Raw genomic sequence first — 18,524 nt, forward strand, 5'->3', positions numbered from 1 at the left:
ACTCTACCGCTGTCATGTCCCGATCTCCGCATCCGTACCCCCTGGAAGTTACCAAGCTGTCATCCAGGGGGTCTGTTTACCAAATCTCGGGACCGACCGGGCCGGAGCACTCCGGCAAGATCAACCCCTAGTCAGCTCCGGTGCGCCTCGGTGCGCACCGAACCGGCCACATCGGGGGCCGCATCACTGCGAATGTCGATTCGCCAGCCCGTGAGCCGGGCGGCGAGACGGGCATTCTGACCTTCCTTGCCGATCGCCAGCGAGAGCTGGAAGTCCGGCACCACGACCCGCGCCGCACGGGCGTCGGGGTCGACGATCGTGACGGATACAACTTTCGACGGGGACAGCGCATTCCCGACGAAGGCGGCCGGATCCTCGGCGTAGTCGATGATGTCGATCTTCTCGCCGGCGAGCTCGCTCATCACATTGCGCACGCGCTGACCCATCGGGCCGATGCACGCGCCCTTGGCGTTCACGCCCTGCACGGTGGAGCGGACCGCGATCTTGGAGCGATGCCCGGCCTCGCGGGCCACGGCCACGATCTCGACCGAACCGTCCGCGATCTCCGGGACCTCGAGCGCGAACAGGCGGCGCACCAGATTGGGGTGCGTGCGCGAGAGGGTGATCTGCGGGCCGCGCGGACCGCGCGAGACACCGACCACGTAGCACTTGATGCGATCGCCGTGCTCATAGGTTTCGCCGGGCACCTGCTCGGCGGGCGGGATGACACCCTCCGCGCCGTGCGCCTCGCTGCCGATGCGGACCACGATGGTGCCGCGGGCGTTCATGCGGGCGTCGCGCTGGACGACGCCGCCGACGATATCGCCCTCATGGGTGGCGAAGTCGCCGAACGATTTCTCGTTCTCCGCGTCGCGCAGTCGCTGGAGCACGACCTGGCGGGCGGTGGTTGCCGCGATGCGGCCGAAACCCTCTGGGGTGTCATCCCATTCGGAGATCATGTTGCCGTCGGCGTCGACCTCGCGGGCCATCACGCGCACCACACCGGTCTTCTGGTTGATGTCGATGCGGGCGGTGGGCTGATGCCCGTCGGTGTGCCGGTAGGCGGTGAGCAACGCGGACTCGATCGCGGAGATCACGGTCTCCATCGAGATCCCCTTGTCGGCGACTATCGCGCGCAGGGCTTCGATTTCGATGTTCATTCCACGATCCCTTCGGTCGGTGAATCGGATACTGCTTCTTCTGTTACTTCGTCTGCTTCGTCGTCATCGTCATCATCGGGCGACGCACCCGTGTCGACGGCCTCCGCACCGGGCTGGGGACGCCCCGGCGCCACTCCCCCCGCGAGTTCCAGTTCGGCGGCTCCGGGCGGCGAGAACTCCACCTGGACCACGGCGAACTCGATATCGGCCAGCGGCACCGTCACCCGATGCGGATTCCGCTTGCCGCCGAGGACCAGCGCCACCTGTTCTTCGGTGGCGGCGCCGACGCGTGCCTCGAAACGCGGTTTGCCCTTCTCCTGCGGGGACGTCACGCCCGTACGGAGAGTGACCTTCACCTTGCGGCCCTGTGCGCGCCGCCAGTGGCGTAGCTCGGTCAGGGGTCGATCGATGCCGGGGGTGGTGACCTCCAGCAGATACGGGGTCTCGCCGAAGTCGCCTGCCTCGTCGAGGGTTTCCGAGATTTCCGAACTCAGTTTCGCGACGACGTCCAGTGGGGCTGCCTCGTCGCTGTCGACCGTCACCTTCACCTTGGCATGCGCTGTACCGGCAGCCGAAATCGAAACGCCTTCGAGATCGAATCCCCGGCGTTCGACGAGCTCAGCAACAAGCTGGCTCACCCTTTCCTCGGTCGGCATCGGCATGTGGGGCGGCTCCTGGTTCAGTTGTGACGGATTGAGTTGTCGGTTGTGGCGGTGCGAGTTTCCGGTGAATTTGCGCACCGGGAGGTCTAGCGTAACGCGCGGAAAGAGTGTAAAGGACCAGCCGAGGTTCACGACTTCGGCATGGTCGGCGTTGCCGAGCGACGGCGTGTTTGCTGCCGACGCGCCCATCGCGGCACCGTATCGATCGAGATCACAGCCTATCCGACGGCCCTGACGGCGGGGGTGCGCCGCGATGGCTGGCACCATGTACGGGTGCCCAGCAGTCTGAGCGGCCCTATGGCCGGTGTCACGCAAATGCCCGAGCCCCCCGGATCCGCTATGGACCGCCGTGCCGTGCTGCGCCTCGCCGGTGGGGGCGTGCTCGCCGTCGCCGCCGTCGGCGCGCTGACGGCGTGCACCGAGGAATCCGCTCCGGAACTTCCGGATCCGCTTCTGGCGCAGGAGGAATCGGCTCGGGCCGATGCCGCGAACGCGCAGGCGGCCATCGCCACCAATCCGGACAAGGCCGCGGCGTTGCAGACCATCGCCACCCAGCGCGGTGCGCACGCCGATGCGCTGCGCACCGAAATCGACCGCGCCATAGGCGTTTACGGTGACGGCACCACGCCGTCCAAGCGCGTCGCACCGCCCACCCCCACCGTGCCCGTGCCGCCGCCCGCGGTCAGCCAGTTGAAGGCGAGCCTGGGTCAGGCGCAGCGTTCGGCGGCCGATCTGTCCATCCAGCTCTCCGGTTACCGAGCGGGACTGCTCGGTTCGATCAGCGCCGCGTGCGCCACCCAGGCGGGAGTCCTGCTCGCATGACCCTCCCCGATCAGCAGGCACTCACCGATGCGCTGAGCGCCGAGTACGCCGCCGTCTACGCGTACGGCGTCATCGCCGCCTATGCCAATAACGACCGGGACAGGTACGTCTCCGAATGCACCGCCGCGCACCGCGCGCGCCGTGACGCCACCATCGACACCCTGAAGGCGCTCGGCGCGACGGTTCCCGCTCCCGCCGCCGCCTACACGGTCCCCTTCACCGTCGACGACCCCATCCCGGCGGCCAAGCTCGCGGTCACCGTCGAATCCGATACCGCCGCCGCCTGGCACTCCGCCCTGGAGCGCGCGGACACCCCCGAGATCCGGCGCACCGCCCTGGACGCGCTCACCGAATCCGCTCTCCGCGAAGCCACTTGGAACAGCATCCTGGGCAACAATCCACCCACCACCGCCTTCCCCGGTCAGTCCTGAATTCGAATTCGCTCGCACCACTTCGCGATTCCCGTTCGCGGGAATGGCGGTAGGGTTGACCGGACGCGGTTGGGCGTAATCTTTTTGCCGCGCAAATCAATTCCGGTGTGAGTCGAGGAGTGGCTGTGGCGGTTGATGCTGCCCGGGAAGAAAAAGCACTGCGTGAGGTTACGAATCGCCTGGTGGAGCGGTATGGCGAGGAGTATTCGGCGGAGCGGGTCGAGGCCGCGGTAGGGGCGGTTCGGCAGCGGTTCGACGGGCATGCGGTACGCGATTTCGTTCCCATTCTGATCGAGCGGATCGTGCGGCGCGAGCTCACACCGGTCGAAGTGGAAAATAGTGCGGAAGAATCGAATTCGAATAGTTCGGAAGCAATTCCATTGGGGGACAATTCGAATTCGGCGAGTAGTCATCTGTTCGACACCTTGGACCGCCTGGGGGTGAAGCGGCGGACCGTACTGGTGGGTGCGGCGGCGGCCGTGGTCGCGGTGGTCGGGGTGGTGGCCGTGATCGCCGTGCAGGGGCCGGATTCGGAGCCTGTCGCCGCGACTCCGGCCGGGCTGACCACGGTGCGCGGGGTCGTAGGGTCGGAGAAGATGGCGTTCTTCTCCGATCAGCGGGTGGTGGACGCGCTGGCCAAACAGGGGGTCAAGGTCGAGGTGGATCCGGCCGGATCGCGGCAGATCGCGACCTCGGTGGATCTGGGGAAGTACGATTTCGCGTTCCCGTCCAGTTCGGCTGCGGCGGAACGGATTCAGCGGTTGAAGAATGTGAGCGGCAAGTACACGCCGTTCTCGTCGCCGATGGCGATCGCCACCTTCAAGCCGATCGTGGATCTGCTCACCGCCGCCGGGGTCGTGAAGCCCGGTCCGACACCGGCTTTCGATGTCGAGAAGTTCCTCGCGCTCGCCGAGAAGGGGGTGCAGTGGGACCAGCTGGAGGGCAACACCACCTACCCGGTGCGCAAGAATGTGCTGGTCGGGACCACCGATCCGCGCACGTCCAACTCCGCGGCCATGTATCTGGCGGTGACCGCGTACGTGGCCAATGACAACACCATCGTGCGCGGGGGCAAGGCGGAAGACTATGCGGTGTCCCGCATCTCGCGCCTGTTCACCCGGCAGGGGTACACCGAGAACAGCACCGACGGGCCGTTCAAGGAGTACCTGGCCAATGGCATGGGTCCGACGCCCATGGTCTGGATCTACGAAGCCCAGTACGTGGACGCGGCGGTGCACAATCAGCTGAAGCCGGACATGGTGCTCATGTACCCGTCCCCCACCGTCATGTCCCAGCACACCGTGGTGCCGCTGAACGACAAGGGCGACACCGTCGGCAAGCTGCTCGCCACCGATCCGGAGCTCCAGCGCCTGGCCGCCGAGCACGGCTTCCGGCCCGCGGACGCCAGTCTGTTCACGAAAGTCACTGCCGAACACCAGGTTCCGGTGGTGCCCAATCTGATCGATGTGGTGGACCCGCCCAACTACGACACCCTCGAGCATTTGCTGGACGGCGTCGCGAAGGCGTTCAACTAGCAGGTGAGCCGGAAAACCGTCGAGCCGCGCACCCGGAGGTGCGCGGCTCGATTCGTGTTGTGCGAGTGGGTCAGCCGCGCACGCGCGCGATGATGCCCGCTACCGCGGTTTCGGCCGGGAGCTCTTCGCTTTCACCGGTGAAGCGGTCGCGCAGTTCCAGCTTGCCTTCGGACCAGCCGCGGCCGATGACCACGACCAGCGGCATACCCAGGAGTTCGGCATCCTTGAACTTGACGCCCGGGGAGGCCTTGCGGTCGTCGAACAGGACGTCCAGACCGGCCGAGCTGAGTTCGGCGACAACCTGTTCCGCGCCTTCGCGGGCGGCGTCGTCCTTGTTGGCGATGACGACGTGCACGTCGTACGGGGCCACGGACCGGGGCCAGCGCAGGCCCTTGTCATCGTGCATCTGCTCGGCGATGACGGCGACCATGCGGGAGACGCCGACGCCGTAGGAGCCCATGGTGAGGCGGACCGGCTTGCCGTTCTCGCCGAGGACGTCGACCTCGAAGGAGTCGGTGTACTTCTGGCCGAGCTGGAAGATGTGGCCGATCTCGATACCGCGCGCGGCCTCCAGGACGCCGCGGCCGTCGGGCGAGGGATCGCCGTCGCGGACTTCGGCGGCCTCGATGGTGCCGTCGGGGGTGAAGTCGCGGCCCGCGACCAGGCCGACGTAATGCTTGCCGGGCTCGTCCGCGCCGGTGATCCAGGCGCTCCCGGAGACCACGCGCGGGTCGACCAGGTAGCGAACGCCGTTGGCCAGCAGCGCCTTCGGGCCGATGTAGCCCTTCACGAGGAAGGGGTTGGCCTTGAAGTCGGCATCGTCGAGGAGTTCCACCTCGGCGGGCTCCACGGACGCGCCGAGGCGCTTCTCGTCGATCTCGCGGTCGCCGGGGACGCCGACGCCGAGGATCTCGGTCTTGCCGTCCGGGTAGCGCAGCTTCACGAGCACGTTCTTCAACGTGTCCGCCGCGGTGACGGGGCGGCCGAACTGTTCGGCGATGCCCGCGCCGTTGGCCCAGTCGACCAGGGTGGCGATGGTGGGGGTGCCGGGGGTCTCGTGTGCGACGGCCTCGGCCAGGCCCTCGAAGGCGATCTCCGGCGGTGCGGCGGTGATCACGGCTTCCACGTTTGCGGCATAACCGGATTCGCGGCAGATCACGTAGGTGTCCTCGCCGACGGGGCTGTCCGCGAGGAATTCCTCGGACGCCGAACCGCCCATGGCGCCGGAGGTGGCGGCCACGATCACGTACGACACGCCCAAGCGCTCGAAGATTTTCTGGTACGCCTCGCGGTGCGCGTTGTAGCTGTTCTTGAGCCCGTCCTCGTCGAGGTCGAACGAGTACGAATCCTTCATGACGAATTCGCGGCCACGCAGGATGCCCGCGCGCGGACGGCCTTCATCGCGGTACTTGTTCTGGATCTGGTACAGCGTGACCGGCAGATCCTTGTACGAGTTGTACTCACCCTTCACGGTGAGCGCGAACAGCTCTTCGTGGGTGGGTCCGAGCAGGTAGTCCTGCCCCTTGCGGTCCTTGAGCCGGAACAGCGCGTCGCCGTATTCGGTCCACCGGTTGGTGGCCTCGTACGGTTCGCGCGGCAGCAGCGCGGGCAGTGAGATCTCCTGGGCGCCGATGGCGTCCATCTCCTCGCGAACGACATTCTCGATCTTGCGCAGCGTGCGCAGGCCGAGCGGCAGCCACGAGTAGACACCCGGGGCAATGCGCCGCACATATCCGGCGCGGACCAGCAGCTTGTGGCTGGGCACCTCGGCGTCGGCGGGGTCGTCGCGCAGGGTGCGCAGGAAGAGGTGGGAGAGGCGGGTGATCACGGCTCCACAGACTAGCCGTTGCGTACGAGATGCTCACAAGGCATTACCGTGTTGGCTCGTGCTGGTGCTGCTGCCTCCCTCAGAAACCAAGTCCGACGGTGGTTCGGGCGGTCCGTTGGATCTGGATGCCCTTGCGATGCCGCAGCTCACGGCGGTGCGCGATAAGTTGGTGACCGAGCTGAGTCAATTGGCCGGGGATCCGGACGCGTCGCGGGCGGCGTTGGGGCTGGGCAAGGGGGCTGACGCGGAGATCGCGCGCAATGCCTCGTTGCGGAGTTCGCCGACTCGGTCGGCGCTGGATCGGTACACCGGGGTGCTCTATGACGCGTTGGACGCGCCGGGGTTCACCAAGGCGCAGCGGGCCAAGGCCGATGCGCGGCTGGCGATCGGGTCGGCGCTGTTCGGGGTGATTCGGGCGGGGGATCCGATTCCGGCGTACCGGCTTTCGGGTGGGTCGAAGTTGCCGGGGTTGCCGACGCTGCAATCGCTGTGGAAGCAGGTGCTGCCGGAGGCGTTGCGCGAGGAGACCGACGGGCAGTTGGCCGTTGACCTGCGATCGGGCACCTATCAGGGTCTGGGGCGCATTCCGGGTGCGATCACCGCGACGGTGCTCACCGAGCGGCCCGACGGGAGCCGGACGGTGGTGAGCCATTTCAACAAGCACCACAAGGGGCTGCTGGCTCGCGCCCTGGTGCTGTCCCGCACCGAGCCCACCGATATCAACGGCTTGGCCCGGGTTGCGGAGAAGTTCGGTCTGCGGTGCGAGATCGCCTCGCCCACCGAACTTCTCGTGCTGACCTAGCGCGCGGCCGATCAGCCTCGCGGGCCGAGGAACAGGGTTTGGGTGCCTCGGCCGATCGGTCCCTTCTCGTCGAACATGCGCGACTCGGCGAGGCCGACGCCGGTGCGTTCGGGGTAGGTGACCGCGTCCAGGCAGACCCATTCGCCGACGGGTTCGCGGTGCAGCGTCACCGTCAGGTCGGTGTTGATGAAAAGGTAACGGTCCCAGTCCAATACGGAGCTGACGCCATTGCCGGAATCGGCCGCGGCGAGGGCGCGTTCCAGCGGGCTGGGCGTGGTGCCCGCAACGATGGGGTGGCGCAGGCGAATCCAGCAGACGGCGGGGCCGGGTTCGGTGAAACTGCCTGATACGAAGCGGTATTCGATGGCGTGATGAAAGCCGACCGGCTGATCCGACGGGAATCGCACACTGCCGCCGGCGGTATCGGGCCCGGGCCGGGTCCCGGTCGGCAGCACCTCGGCGGGCAGATCCAGCTCGGGATCGGCCGCACGCAACCGCCACGCATTGGCCCGCAATACCGGCCCTTGCTCCGAACTCAGTGTGGCCTCGATCAATTCGACACTGCGCCCCGGCCGCACCACCCGCGCGTGCGCGGTGAGCGGCGCGATCGGCACCGGCCCGAGAATCTCGACCGCGACCCGGCCGATCCGAAACCCCTCCCGCGGCTCACACCGCTCGATCACATGCCCGAGCAGTGCCGACGGCGGCCCGGCATGCTGTGCGTCCGGCGACCACGGCCCCCGCGTGTGATCGGTGGAGTGGAAGACGTCGGGCTGCTCCGCATCGGGAAGGTAGAAGGCGTCCATAGTGATCCGAGCGTACGACGGATCGGGTGGGGTACGCGGGGCAGGTGGTCGCGCTGCGGAGATGCCCGCATTTCACGGCGGTGTTCTGCCCGATCGCGTGGTCCGGAGTGAACCGAAAGGTGTTGTCCGCCAACCTCGGACAACACCCGGCGGGTGCTACTTCCCGGCGGCGTGGCTCGGCAGCACGCAGACCGCGTCCAGGCCCAGGACGTGGTTGAGGCGGCCGAAGGCGAGCCAGGAGCCCAGGCACATGGAGAGTTCGACCACTTCGGCCTGGGAGTAGTGGGCGAACATGCGCTGCCAGAATTCGTCGTCGAGGCTGTGGTGGTCCTCGGCGTAGCGTTCGGCGTATTCGGCGGCCAGACGGGTGCGCTCGTCGAAGTTTTCGGTTGTGCGCCAGTTGGTTACGTCGTCCTCGAAGGACTCTTCGACCTTCTCGCCATTGCGGTCGGTGCGCCAGTCGAGGCAGAAGAGGCAGCCGTTGATCTGGGCGATGCGCAGGCGGGCGGCTTCGAATTCACGCAGGCCGAGCGTGGTGTGCTCGTAGACCGCGAGGGAGAACGCGGCGGCGGCGACGCCGATGCCGGGGACCATTTCGCCCCATACGTAGCCGATGGGGTCTTTGCCTTCGGGAATGTCGATGATCATGGTTGGTTCCTTCCGAGGGTGCCGGGGCGGAGGGGGATGTCGAGGGCGTCGTAGAGGCCGGGTTCGGCGGTGACGAGCCAGTCGATGGCGTGCACCAATCTGCCTACGGCGGTGGCGTTTCCGCCCGCCGAGTGGTTGCCGCCCTCATCGGTGGCCTGAATGGTGACCTCGATATTCGGGCGGCCTTCGATGATGACGCGATGTGCGCCCGCGCCACTGTGCGGCGCGGGCCAGTCGGTGGCGCAGGAGGCGTGGATGCGGGTGACGTGTTCGATGACGATGCGGGGCTCGCCGTCGACGATGCCCTGCACCTCGAAGCGGATCGCACCCTGGGTGCCGGCGTCGAAATCACCCATCAACTCGGTGCTGACGGTCTCGTCGAGCGCGCGGCGCTCCACCACCTCGCGGATCTCATCGATCTCGACGCCGAGTCCGCGCGCGATGAGCCGAATCTGCCCGCCCCACACCATGGTCGGCACCGTCGCCATCAGCATGGGCGGCTCGTAGTCCATGGGCTGGCCCATGCCGACCAGGTAGCGGACCGAATCGGGCTGGTCGTAGGTGGTGTAGTCGAAGATCTCCTGACAGCGCACCACGTCGACGGTGTGGCCGAGGCCGCTGATCAGCAGGGGCAGTACATCGTTGCCCCAGCCCGGATCGACGCCGGAGACGAATAGCGAACCGCCGCCTTCGGCAATGGCTTTCAACACGGGTTCGCGCATTTCGGCGGGCGCGTTCTGCTGGTCGTAGAGGGCGTAGAGCGCGGGGGTGACCACGACGGCTCCGGCGCGAATGGCTTGCAGGATGTCGGCGAGCGCGTCATCGGGCCGGATTTCGCCGGAGGCGGCGTACACGACCGCACCGGGACCGGTGGCCAGTGCGGCGGCGATGTCGTCGGTGGCCGCCACCCCCAGCTCGGTGTCGAGTCCGGCCAGTTCGCCCGCGTCCCGGCCGACTTTGGCCGGGTTGTGCACGAGCACTCCCGTGAGTTTCAGTTCGGGGTGTGCGGCGACAGCGCGTATCGCGGCCCGGCCGACATTGCCGGTACCCCAGACCAGGGTGGAAATCATGCGGCGAGCCTAGCAACCGCTTGGTAGGTAGGGAGGCGGTTTGAAGCAAGCAGTTTCCCGATCACCGGGACAGGTGTTTGATCCAGCGCATCGACCGATGCGAGATCGGTTGCGCTGTGTTCAAATTCATCATGGATTCGATTGCAATGGAGCAGATCCGGGCGCTCAAGCACCGCTACCTTCGGACGCTGGATCTCAAGCTCTGGGACGACTTCGCGGACACCCTCAGCAAGGACATCGTCGCCTCGTACGGTTCACCATCGGGCGGTCAGCCGCTCGAATTCACCGGTCGGGACGCGGTTGTCGACTACATGCGCGGCGCACTGAGCGGCAATATCATCACCGTGCATGTGGCTACCCACCCGGAGATCACGGTGGACGGCGAGACCGCCTCCGGCAGTTGGCTTCTGGAGGATACGGTGATAGCGCCGGAGTATAATTTCCTGATTCGCGGGGCCGCGTACTACACCGACACCTACCGGTTGGAAGACGGCGTGTGGCGCATCTCGGGTACCGGATACAAGCGCATCTTCGAGGCCAAGATGGCACCCGAGGCGCTGCCGGGATTCGAGATCACGGCCAATGCCTGGGCGCCCACCACCGCCTGACGGCGGCCTTACCGCTCGGCGGCGTCGACCGCCTTGCGGACCGTCTCGGCGTCGGCCGGGGTGGCCTCGCTCTCCCAGAACGGCTCGGATGCGGAGTACGGCGTGCCGTATACCGGGGTATCGGGCTGGGTGCGCCAACTGTCGCTCGCGCCGCCGATATCGAGGGTGTCGAAGCCGAGCGCGCTGATCAGCTGCGCCGCAGCGGCTTTCGCGTCGGAGTCGTCTCCGGCGATCGGCAGTGTGGTGCGATCGGGAGCACCGGCGGGACGACCGAGCGCGGCCAGGTGCTTGAAGTAGATGTTGTTGAACGCCTTGACCACTCGCGAACGCGGCAGATGCCGTTGCAGCAGTTCGCTGCTGGTGGCGGTACCCGCCGCCAGGTCGGGGAACTCCCCGTCGCGTTCCGGGTAATAGTTATTGGTGTCGATCACGACCTTGCCGACCAGCGGATCGGACGGCACCTCGCGGTACGCCTTGAGCGGCACGGTCACCACGACGATATCTCCCGCCGCGGCCGCCTCCTCGGGCGTTCCGGCCTTGGCCCGGTCCCCCAGTTCCGCCACCAGGCCGGACAGGGTCTCCGGTCCCCGGGAATTGCTCAGCACCACATCGATTCCGGCGGCCACGGCCAGTCTGGCCAGCGTGCCGCCGATATTTCCGCTCCCGATCAGTCCCAGTGTCGTCATGTCTGTGGCCAACCCCCACGGCTGGGAAGATGTTCCCGCGCGGGGCGGGGCGGTGTGGGATTCGCCCCCACGGCCGCCGCCGGACGACGGCCGTGGGAACTCGCCGGAAAGTCTCAGCCGAGGGAGATGGCGTCGAGTCGGGTGCGCAGGAACTCCGCGGAAATCACCGGTTCGAGTCCGCCGATGCGGCCGATCGGGGGTTCCAGGGGTGTGACGCGGGCATCGTGATCGAGTTCGTAGAAGTAGATGAGCGAGACCAGATCCTCATCGGGCGCGGTGGCCTGCGGGGGTAGCACGCGATGCCGTCCGGCGGGCCAGCGCTGTCCGCTCCAATGTGCCAGCAGGTCACCGATATTCACGGTGAGCGCGTCCGGGTCGAAAGGCGCGTCGGCCCAACCGCCTTCGTCGGTGTAGACCTGGAGTCCGCCTGCGCCGGGTTCACGATCGAGCACGGTGACGGTGCCGAAATCGGTGTGCGGGCCGATGCGGAACTGTCCGGGCTCGGGTGCGCCGACGTGGGTCAGTGGTGGATACCAGTTGATATTGCAGGTCCAGGTGGGCAGGCTCGCCAAACCTTGAAAAGGGTTGTGCGGCAGGTCGAGTGCGGCGGCGAAGAGCGCGAGAAGTTCATCCGAGAGCACGCGCATGGCGGCGGTGTAGGTGGTGAACAGCTCACGCAGTTCGGTGATCTCGGCGGGCCAGACATTGTCGAGGAACCAGACCGAATCGACCGCGGCGTCGCCGGTGCGGGTGTCCGCGCCGATGGCGAAGGTCTCCTTGAGATCGGGTGGGGTCTCGGTGCCCTCGGCATAGCCGTTGGCCTCCATACCGGGTCCGATCCAGCCGCGCCCGCCGACGGCGGTGGCGTAGCGCTGCTTGACCTCGGCCGGGAGGGCGAAGAAGCGCCGGGCGGCGGCCCGGAGTTCACCCGGAAGTCCTTGTCGCACACCGTGTCCGCGCACCAGCAGAAATCCGGCGCGCTGCATGCCTTCGTCGACCTCGCGCAGCACCTGCGCGGCATCCGCGCCACCGTTGCGCCAGCGATCCAGGTCGACGGTGGCGATGGCGTTCACTCGGCCACTCCGATGTCCTCGTTCCACAGTTCGGGCCGGTCCCTGATGAACTTCTCCATCATGTCGACGCAGTCCGGATCATCGAGCACGGTGATCGAAACACCGTGCTCCGCAAGCCATTCGTGGCCGCCGTTGAAGGTGCGGGCTTCGCCGACGATGACCGCGCCGATATTGAATTGGCGCACCAGGCCGCTGCAATACCAGCAGGGCGACAGCGTGGTGACCATGATGGTGTCGCGGTAGTCGCGGCGGCGACCGGCATTGCGGAAGGCGTCGGTTTCGGCGTGCAGACTCGGGTCACCGGCTTGTACGCGCCGGTTGTGGCCCCGGCCGAGCAGGTTGCCGTCGGAGTCGAACAGTGCCGCGCCGATCGGGATACCGCCCTCGGCCAGCCCCAGTTTCGCCTCGTCGACGGCCGCGATCAGCAGCTCCTTTGCGTTGATCATGCCGATCATGCTGCCACCGGAGTCTGAGAAATCCTGGAGCGTCCGAGCAGCAGATATGCGCCGCCGGAGAGCAGGAAGCCGATGAAGAAGGTGATATCGCCCAGCTCGGGGACCTGGCGCACGATATAGCCGACGAATTTGGCCTGATTGGAGAACAGCAGCACCGAGACGACCAAGCCGATCAGGAAGGCCGCCACACCGGGCCAATTCGTGTAGGCGCGGTCGTAGAGCAGATGGTCGATACGCTGGCCGCGTCGCAGATATTCATCGGCGAAAACGATGCCGAGCCACGGGCCGATCCAGTACGCGACGATCAACAGGAACGCCTCATAGTTCGCGGCCGCGTCGGGTAGCGCCCACCAGGCGACCAGGAATCCGATGAGCCCGAATACGGCCGAGACCAATGCTCGCTGGGTGCGGACGGGGAGTTTGAATCCCATGGTCACGAAGGCCATCGCACCGGAGTACACATTCAGCGCATTGGCCGCCACCGCGCCGACGGCGATGGCCAGCAGCGTCAGTTTCGCCAGGAACGAGGGCAGATTCGCGGTGAAGACATCGGTGGGACTGCCCTGCGCGGTGCTGGCGATGGTCACCGATGCCGCGCCGACCATGGTCAGCCACAGGCAGGAGATGAACAGTCCGGCGGAGGCGTAGAGCCCGGTCGCGGTCTTGGATACCGAGGACGGCAGATACCGGGAGTAGTCCGCCGCGTAGGGATTCCAGCCCGCCGCGTAACCGAACGCGGTGCCGACGGTCAGCAGGAATCCGCCGATGCCACCCACTCCCCCGGCCGGTGCTGCCGCACCGAGATCGGCCTTGCTGAAGATCACCACGGTGACGATGGCGAACACGATCGCCAAGAGCGGGAAGGCGATTCGCTCGAATGCCTGCACCAGGTTGTGCCCGAAGAACGCGAAAGCCGTTTGCGCCAGCACGATTACGATCAGCGACGCCAGTTTCGGCAGTCCGGTCAGCGAGTTCAGGGCGAAGGCCCCGCTCACACTATTGGTGGCGAACCAGCCCACCCCGCACATGACGGCCATGAATCCGGCGGGCAGCACATTGCCGCGATAGCCGAATCCCAAGCGGCCCAGCACCATTTGTGGAACGCCGTACAGCGGCCCGCGCGCCGACAACAGAAAATGCGCGACCGCGCCGAGACCGGCCCCGACCGCCAAACCGAGGCTCGCCTGCCAGAAGTTCATACCGTAGAAAGTCACCGCGAGGACGCCGACGAAGATCGTCGCGAACTCCATATTCGGAGACATCCAGGTCCAGAACAGTTTTCGTGGCGTACCGTGCCGAGCGCTCTCGGGGATGTAATCGTCGCCGCCGGGTTCGACGGCTATGACACGATCGCCGTAGGCGATTGGATCCTCATCGGTCACTGCCACTCGTTTCGCCTCCAGCTAGCACCACGATCTCTGTCAGGCTCGCCTGACCTGTGAGAATTGTGGGGGCGGGCGTGTTGCATGAAGATGAATCCGGGTTACCGGCGGTTATCAATAATGTGCCCTGGGTCACAGTTCTTACGTTCGGCAAGAATTACACGCCGATGACTTACGGAGTGTCAAGGTTGGGTATGGACAACAGCTTCGCGCGGACCATGTGGCGGGTACTCGAACCGCTGCACGCCATCACCTACTTCAGCCCGGAATGCACCGCCGCCAATAAAGCGGTTGGGCTGCGCGGCTTTTGGATGGGGTACTTCGCGACCCGATCGGCTCCGTTCGGTGCGGCGGGGCCGAGCCTGGTGGAGGCTACGTTCTACAACTTCCACCCGGCGATGATCCGGCGCGCGATCCCGGATGCCTGGACCTTCGCGACTCCCGAAGCTGTGCTGGATACCCGGCGCACCGCCGCCGCCTCGGTACTGCGGTCGGTGACTCCGGATATCGAAACCACAGCCGCCGCAACCCTTCCCACGCTGCACGCGGCGATCGAATCGGCCGCTGCCCCGGGACGTGCGCTCTTCGCCGCCAACCGCGACCTCGCCACTCCCGCCGATCCGGTGGAGGCGCTGTGGCAGGCGGCTACGGCACTGCGGGAACATCGGGGCGACGGCCATGTCGCGTGCCTGCTTTCCGAGGGCATCGACGGTTGCGAGGCGCATGTGCTTTTCGCCGCTCATACCGGTACACCGGCCACCTGGTGGCAGGCCAATCGCGGGTGGACCGAATCCGATTGGGCCGCGGCTCAACACCGGCTGCGCTCCCGCGGCCTGATCTCCGATACCGGGCTGACTGATGCCGGGCGAGATCTGCGGGCGCATATCGAATCTCGGACCGATGCTCTCGCCATGACGGCCTATGAGTCCGTGCCCGCTATTGCTGATGCATTGGCTGTACTGACACCGGCTGCGAAAGCGGTGGCACGTAGTGGTGCGGTTCCTTATCCGAACCCGATGGGGGCGGATCCCGCCTGACGGGTGCTGGCTGTGGTTGCGTTACGCGACATGCGGATACGGGGCTATCTCACCTTCCGGCTCCCTCAATACTTGAAGAGGTTTTGTGCTTCGGGTTTTGGACGGGACCAGAACCTTTCAGCCAGGCTGGGACGGGGGATTGCGGCTCCCGATGGGGGAGCTAAAGCCGGGTACGGCAGGCGGCGTGCCCAGCACGGTGGTTTCACCGCAGGGTGACGTTACCGGTCCGGGGTGGAGTGCCGTTGGTTCGGCCACGGTACGGAAATGCCTACTCGGCAGCAGCTGGAAGCCCGGTAGGGGCTGGGGCGTGAGAGTGCATGCGCTGCAACCGCTTCCGGCGTTCTTCGGCTTCGCGTTCATTGCGGACGGTGATGCGCGCGACGGTCTGGGCGAGCAGCTCGCCAGCGTGGTGCCGGTGGTTCACCTTCGGGGTGCCGGTGTGGTCGAGGTGGTGAGGCGCGATCCACGCCGTACGGCCCGCGTAGGGCGATTCCTTGCCGAGGACGCGTGTTTGCCAGCCACCGGGACCGTCGTGGACGAGGGCATGGCAGCGATCGCAGGCGAGGGTTTCATTGGCCAAGTCGGTGGGACCGCCCTTGACCCATTCGGAGACATGGTGCACCGCCGAAATCGAGGCGGGAGCATCGCATCCTGGGCGTGAACAGCCTCGTATGGAGGCTATCAACGCCATACGTTGTGCCGGTGTCGCCAGCCGTTTCTGTCTACCCAAGTGCAGTGGCAGCCCGGCATGATCGAACACCGCGAGATACGGCTTGGATCGCTCGGCCAGCTTGAGCGCCGTCGAGATCGGGACGGTGCCCCCGGTAGCGGTGGTCACCACACCGGCGGCCGCTTCGACCTGATCGATCGTCATGGTCAAAATCGTGGTCACCGGCAGCCCACGGTGCGACCCCAATCCATCGGGGGTCACACCCGGTTGCAGCAGCGCCAGGAAAGCATCGTGGTTGCGCTGAGCGCTGGTGCGTGAATCACGCCCGGCAGCCGCCCGCAGCACCTCGGTATCGACATAGGTTGCGGCGGTAGGGCTTTCCGCGTCATCCGGATTGCACATTCCGGGCCGGGCAAGTTTGGCGAGTACCGGGTCCAGCAGCGCCGAGAGCTCGGGGGTGATCTCACCTTTGATGGTGCGCATCCCATCCGCCCGCTGACGTCCGAGCACGATCCCGCGCATCCGCGCACGGTCCTTATCCCCGGAAAGTGTGCCGTCGGGATCCAGGTATCCCAGAATGCGATCCCCGACCGCGGGAATGTCCTCGGGCCAGCCGGTGCGCGCGTAGGTGACGAGCTGATCTTGTGCGGCTTCACGATCCGCCGGAGTGCAGCTATCGGGAATCCGCTTCATCACCGCTTCGATGGCCCGCACGTGATCCGGCGAAATATCCCCCGCGACTTGAGCTTCGGCCACCATCCCCAGCGGAATACGGACCGGATTCCCCAGCAGATCGTGCCAGGTCCCCAGCATCATCGTGGTCCGCGCACGAGCTCCGGCATCCGGCCCGGAGAGGCGCAGCGTATCGCTGAGGAACTTCTTGATGGTTCCCAGCCCCAACGTCTCAGGCAGCTTGCGCTCGACCGCCTCCACGGTCAACCGCCGCGACACGCAAACCAACTGCCGCGCACAGCTTTCCACCCGCTGCAGGGCCTCGACGACCCCGTCGTTACTCAAATCCCCCAGGGGCACTTCGAGCAGGGCGGCTACCACGTCGGCCAATTGACCGATCGCCACCTCACTCGCATCCACCCCTATCGAACTCATGTTCTAATTCTACCAACCAAGACCACCCGACAACACCCGAAACCCCTTCTGAACTGCAAGTTTTCACTTACGCGTGCAGCTCTCGAATCAGCAGGGCCGCGTGCAGCGAGGTACGGGTCTCCCCGTCGTCCAGGTCCACATCCAGGATGCGTTCAATGCGCGCGAGCCGGTCATACAGCGTGGGACGACTTATGTTGAGACGCTTGGCCAATTCGGTCTTATTGCCCGCCAGATCGAGGAATTGACGCAGGGTGCGGATCAGGTCGGTGGCCTGCCGAATGTCGTATCGGAGAAGTGCACCCAGTTCGGTCTCGGCGAAGCGTTGCACCCCGGGCTCATCGCGGATAAGGGAGAGCAGGCCGCGCAGGCGGACATCACCGCTGCGATAATAGGTACGGGGGGACGAAGAGCCAAGGGCCAGTGCAACTTCCGCGACATGCGCGGCCTGGGAGAGCTCTCTGGCGGTGTCCAGGAGCGAGTCCGATTCGACGCCGACGCCGATCACCGCGCGTTCCACCCCCGAGACGCGGCGGATTTCGCCGAGCATGCCGGTGCAGACCACCGTGAGGGTGCCGTCCAGGTCGCCGGTGCGCGAGACCGCCAGGATCATGCTGACTCGATTGCCGTGGTCGGGGGCGGCGAGTGCGGTGACGCGGGCCAGGGCGATACCGTGCATGGCCGCGTCCAGGATGGCGGCCGTACGGCGTTGCTGGGCAACGGGATCGGATTCGATGGGGGCGGATACATCGATGGAGAGCGGGATGTAGCGGGAACGGCGGGCCAGCCCGAGTGATGCCGCCACCGCGAGGGCGTCGTTCTCATCGGTGAGGCGGCCGGTGACCATATCGTCGATGAATCCGGTCTGCGCCTGCCGATGCAGGCCGAATCGATCGCGTTCGACCATGCGATGCAGGGTCAGGGTTTGCGCGGCGCGTTCGAGCACCATGCGCGCCCGGGCGTTGGGAACCCGGTTGGAGCGCAGGATGAGTCGGCCCCAGCGCTGGGTGTGCGGGCCGACCGGCACCACGTTCGCGTCATGGTCGGGCAGCAGGCGGGAGGTGTTCTCCCAGTGTTCGAGCAGGGTGGAGGTGGCGGTGTGCCGTGCGGTCGAGGCGAGTACGCGGTGGGTGAGGTCCTCCAGGACGACCGATGCGTCCAGCATGCCCGCGGCGGTTTTCACGATTTCGGCGAGCGCGGCGCGGCGCACGCTCAGGGCGGTGAAGGTCTCGTGCACGGTGCGCGCGAATTCCAGTTCGGCGTACTGGTCCGCCACGATGACGCGGTGCACCGCCTCGGTGACTTCGACGAAACGCACCACCTGTGCGAGGGCGACCACCGGCAGCAGCAGCCGGTCAGCGGTTTCGGCGACCACCGGCGATAGTTCCTTCACGTAGGTGCCGAGTTCGATCACCAGGCCGGAGACGCCCGCGGCGGCGAGGGATTCCAGGTACGCGACGGCGGCCTCGTCGCCGAAGGACAGCGCCTGACCGGTGGTGAGGATCAATTCCCGACCGACCAGCACTTTCGCGATATCGGACAGTTCGCTCACGTGTACCCAGCGCACCGAACGATCGAGCGAGCCACCCCCGATGACCTCGGGCTCTCCCGCGCGGACAACGGGAATCGCCAGAACGTCGGCAACAGAGAGGAGCACCGACGAATCGTAATACGTGACCCTCGAATTCGTACAGAATGTCGGACCTCGGGATAGCTCCGATGGTGCAGAGTTGGACTCGGGCCAC

The 18,524-nt window shown here is 66.4% G+C and carries 18 protein-coding genes; 6 read left to right on the forward strand and 12 right to left on the reverse strand.

The features are described 5' to 3' along the window. Positions 1–131 precede the first annotated feature (131 nt). Entirely contained in the window at positions 132–1,160 is a 1,029-nt protein-coding gene (gene nusA, locus ACFVUS_RS11770) for a transcription termination factor NusA (RefSeq protein WP_387764117.1), read from the reverse strand. Then, positions 1,157–1,822, reverse strand: a complete 666-nt coding sequence (gene rimP, locus ACFVUS_RS11775; protein ID WP_387765521.1) for a ribosome maturation factor RimP — start codon at positions 1,820–1,822, stop codon at positions 1,157–1,159. The genes nusA and rimP overlap by 4 nt, the downstream gene beginning before the upstream one ends. 339 nt (positions 1,823–2,161) lie before the next feature. Between rimP and ACFVUS_RS11780 the strand changes: the two genes are divergently transcribed. From ACFVUS_RS11780 to ACFVUS_RS11790, 3 genes are all read left to right on the forward strand, one after another. Continuing rightward, positions 2,162–2,644, forward strand: coding sequence for a hypothetical protein (locus tag ACFVUS_RS11780; protein ID WP_387764119.1), 483 nt, complete (start codon positions 2,162–2,164; stop codon positions 2,642–2,644). Continuing rightward, positions 2,641–3,075: a ferritin-like domain-containing protein gene (locus ACFVUS_RS11785; protein WP_387764121.1), complete on the forward strand. Its 435-nt coding sequence runs from the start codon at positions 2,641–2,643 to the stop codon at positions 3,073–3,075. The genes ACFVUS_RS11780 and ACFVUS_RS11785 overlap by 4 nt, the downstream gene beginning before the upstream one ends. Before the next feature lie 125 nt (positions 3,076–3,200). After that, on the forward strand, positions 3,201–4,610 hold the full coding sequence (locus tag ACFVUS_RS11790; RefSeq protein WP_387764123.1) for a three-helix bundle dimerization domain-containing protein: 1,410 nt from the start codon (positions 3,201–3,203) through the stop codon (positions 4,608–4,610). Between the two features lie 70 nt (positions 4,611–4,680). Here ACFVUS_RS11790 and ACFVUS_RS11795 read toward each other — a convergent pair whose 3' ends face one another. After that, complete coding sequence (locus ACFVUS_RS11795; RefSeq protein WP_387764125.1) at positions 4,681–6,438, reverse strand: proline--tRNA ligase; 1,758 nt, start codon at positions 6,436–6,438, stop codon at positions 4,681–4,683. Between the two features lie 58 nt (positions 6,439–6,496). Between ACFVUS_RS11795 and yaaA the strand changes: the two genes are divergently transcribed. Further along, on the forward strand, positions 6,497–7,240 hold the full coding sequence (gene yaaA, locus ACFVUS_RS11800; protein ID WP_387764127.1) for a peroxide stress protein YaaA: 744 nt from the start codon (positions 6,497–6,499) through the stop codon (positions 7,238–7,240). Positions 7,241–7,251: 11 nt separating this feature from the next. Here yaaA and ACFVUS_RS11805 read toward each other — a convergent pair whose 3' ends face one another. The 3 genes from ACFVUS_RS11805 to ACFVUS_RS11815 form a co-directional block, all read right to left on the reverse strand. Beyond that, the gene (locus tag ACFVUS_RS11805; protein WP_387764129.1) at positions 7,252–8,046 is read right to left on the reverse strand and encodes a thioesterase family protein; all 795 of its coding nucleotides are present in this window, start codon (positions 8,044–8,046) and stop codon (positions 7,252–7,254) included. Positions 8,047–8,202: 156 nt separating this feature from the next. Beyond that, on the reverse strand, positions 8,203–8,694 hold the full coding sequence (locus tag ACFVUS_RS11810) for a carboxymuconolactone decarboxylase family protein (RefSeq protein WP_387764131.1): 492 nt from the start codon (positions 8,692–8,694) through the stop codon (positions 8,203–8,205). Beyond that, positions 8,691–9,764, reverse strand: coding sequence for a dihydrodipicolinate reductase (locus ACFVUS_RS11815; protein WP_387764133.1), 1,074 nt, complete (start codon positions 9,762–9,764; stop codon positions 8,691–8,693). The genes ACFVUS_RS11810 and ACFVUS_RS11815 overlap by 4 nt, the downstream gene beginning before the upstream one ends. Before the next feature lie 77 nt (positions 9,765–9,841). Between ACFVUS_RS11815 and ACFVUS_RS11820 the strand changes: the two genes are divergently transcribed. After that, positions 9,842–10,372: a nuclear transport factor 2 family protein gene (locus ACFVUS_RS11820; protein ID WP_387764135.1), complete on the forward strand. Its 531-nt coding sequence runs from the start codon at positions 9,842–9,844 to the stop codon at positions 10,370–10,372. An 8-nt stretch (positions 10,373–10,380) separates the two neighbouring features. Here ACFVUS_RS11820 and ACFVUS_RS11825 read toward each other — a convergent pair whose 3' ends face one another. The 4 genes from ACFVUS_RS11825 to ACFVUS_RS11840 all read right to left on the reverse strand — a co-directional run bounded on the left by ACFVUS_RS11825 (position 10,381) and on the right by ACFVUS_RS11840 (position 13,974). After that, positions 10,381–11,058, reverse strand: coding sequence for an NADPH-dependent F420 reductase (locus tag ACFVUS_RS11825; RefSeq protein ID WP_387764137.1), 678 nt, complete (start codon positions 11,056–11,058; stop codon positions 10,381–10,383). A gap of 113 nt (positions 11,059–11,171) precedes the next feature. Beyond that, positions 11,172–12,131, reverse strand: coding sequence for an isopenicillin N synthase family dioxygenase (locus tag ACFVUS_RS11830; protein WP_387764139.1), 960 nt, complete (start codon positions 12,129–12,131; stop codon positions 11,172–11,174). After that, entirely contained in the window at positions 12,128–12,586 is a 459-nt protein-coding gene (locus tag ACFVUS_RS11835) for a nucleoside deaminase (RefSeq protein WP_387764141.1), read from the reverse strand. The genes ACFVUS_RS11830 and ACFVUS_RS11835 overlap by 4 nt, the downstream gene beginning before the upstream one ends. Continuing rightward, on the reverse strand, positions 12,583–13,974 hold the full coding sequence (locus ACFVUS_RS11840; RefSeq protein ID WP_387764143.1) for a purine-cytosine permease family protein: 1,392 nt from the start codon (positions 13,972–13,974) through the stop codon (positions 12,583–12,585). The genes ACFVUS_RS11835 and ACFVUS_RS11840 overlap by 4 nt, the downstream gene beginning before the upstream one ends. Before the next feature lie 188 nt (positions 13,975–14,162). Here ACFVUS_RS11840 and ACFVUS_RS11845 point away from each other — a divergent pair, with 188 nt between their 5' ends. Beyond that, the gene (locus tag ACFVUS_RS11845; RefSeq protein WP_387764145.1) at positions 14,163–15,005 is read left to right on the forward strand and encodes a hypothetical protein; all 843 of its coding nucleotides are present in this window, start codon (positions 14,163–14,165) and stop codon (positions 15,003–15,005) included. 268 nt (positions 15,006–15,273) lie between these two features. Here ACFVUS_RS11845 and ACFVUS_RS11850 read toward each other — a convergent pair whose 3' ends face one another. Together ACFVUS_RS11850 and ACFVUS_RS11855 are read right to left on the reverse strand one after the other, a co-directional pair. Beyond that, positions 15,274–16,782, reverse strand: coding sequence for a DUF222 domain-containing protein (locus ACFVUS_RS11850; RefSeq protein ID WP_387764147.1), 1,509 nt, complete (start codon positions 16,780–16,782; stop codon positions 15,274–15,276). Between the two features lie 67 nt (positions 16,783–16,849). Next, complete coding sequence (locus ACFVUS_RS11855; RefSeq protein ID WP_387764149.1) at positions 16,850–18,436, reverse strand: PucR family transcriptional regulator; 1,587 nt, start codon at positions 18,434–18,436, stop codon at positions 16,850–16,852. Between the last annotated feature and the right edge of the window lie 88 nt (positions 18,437–18,524).

This window comes from Nocardia sp. NPDC058058 (genome assembly GCF_042885355.1).
Classification (GTDB): Bacteria; Actinomycetota; Actinomycetes; order Mycobacteriales; family Mycobacteriaceae; genus Nocardia.

Coding starts and splice junctions, on each gene's coding strand:
- ACFVUS_RS11815 (WP_387764133.1), bottom strand. CDS start 9,764: ATGATTTCCACCCTGGTCTGGGGTACCGGCAATGTCGGCCGGGCCGCG.
- rimP (WP_387765521.1), bottom strand. CDS start 1,822: ATGCCGATGCCGACCGAGGAAAGGGTGAGCCAGCTTGTTGCTGAGCTC.
- ACFVUS_RS11805 (WP_387764129.1), bottom strand. CDS start 8,046: ATGGACGCCTTCTACCTTCCCGATGCGGAGCAGCCCGACGTCTTCCAC.
- nusA (WP_387764117.1), bottom strand. CDS start 1,160: ATGAACATCGAAATCGAAGCCCTGCGCGCGATAGTCGCCGACAAGGGG.
- ACFVUS_RS11845 (WP_387764145.1), top strand. CDS start 14,163: ATGGACAACAGCTTCGCGCGGACCATGTGGCGGGTACTCGAACCGCTG.
- ACFVUS_RS11835 (WP_387764141.1), bottom strand. CDS start 12,586: ATGATCGGCATGATCAACGCAAAGGAGCTGCTGATCGCGGCCGTCGAC.
- ACFVUS_RS11825 (WP_387764137.1), bottom strand. CDS start 11,058: ATGACGACACTGGGACTGATCGGGAGCGGAAATATCGGCGGCACGCTG.
- ACFVUS_RS11785 (WP_387764121.1), top strand. CDS start 2,641: ATGACCCTCCCCGATCAGCAGGCACTCACCGATGCGCTGAGCGCCGAG.
- ACFVUS_RS11780 (WP_387764119.1), top strand. CDS start 2,162: ATGGACCGCCGTGCCGTGCTGCGCCTCGCCGGTGGGGGCGTGCTCGCC.
- ACFVUS_RS11810 (WP_387764131.1), bottom strand. CDS start 8,694: ATGATCATCGACATTCCCGAAGGCAAAGACCCCATCGGCTACGTATGG.
- ACFVUS_RS11850 (WP_387764147.1), bottom strand. CDS start 16,782: ATGAGTTCGATAGGGGTGGATGCGAGTGAGGTGGCGATCGGTCAATTG.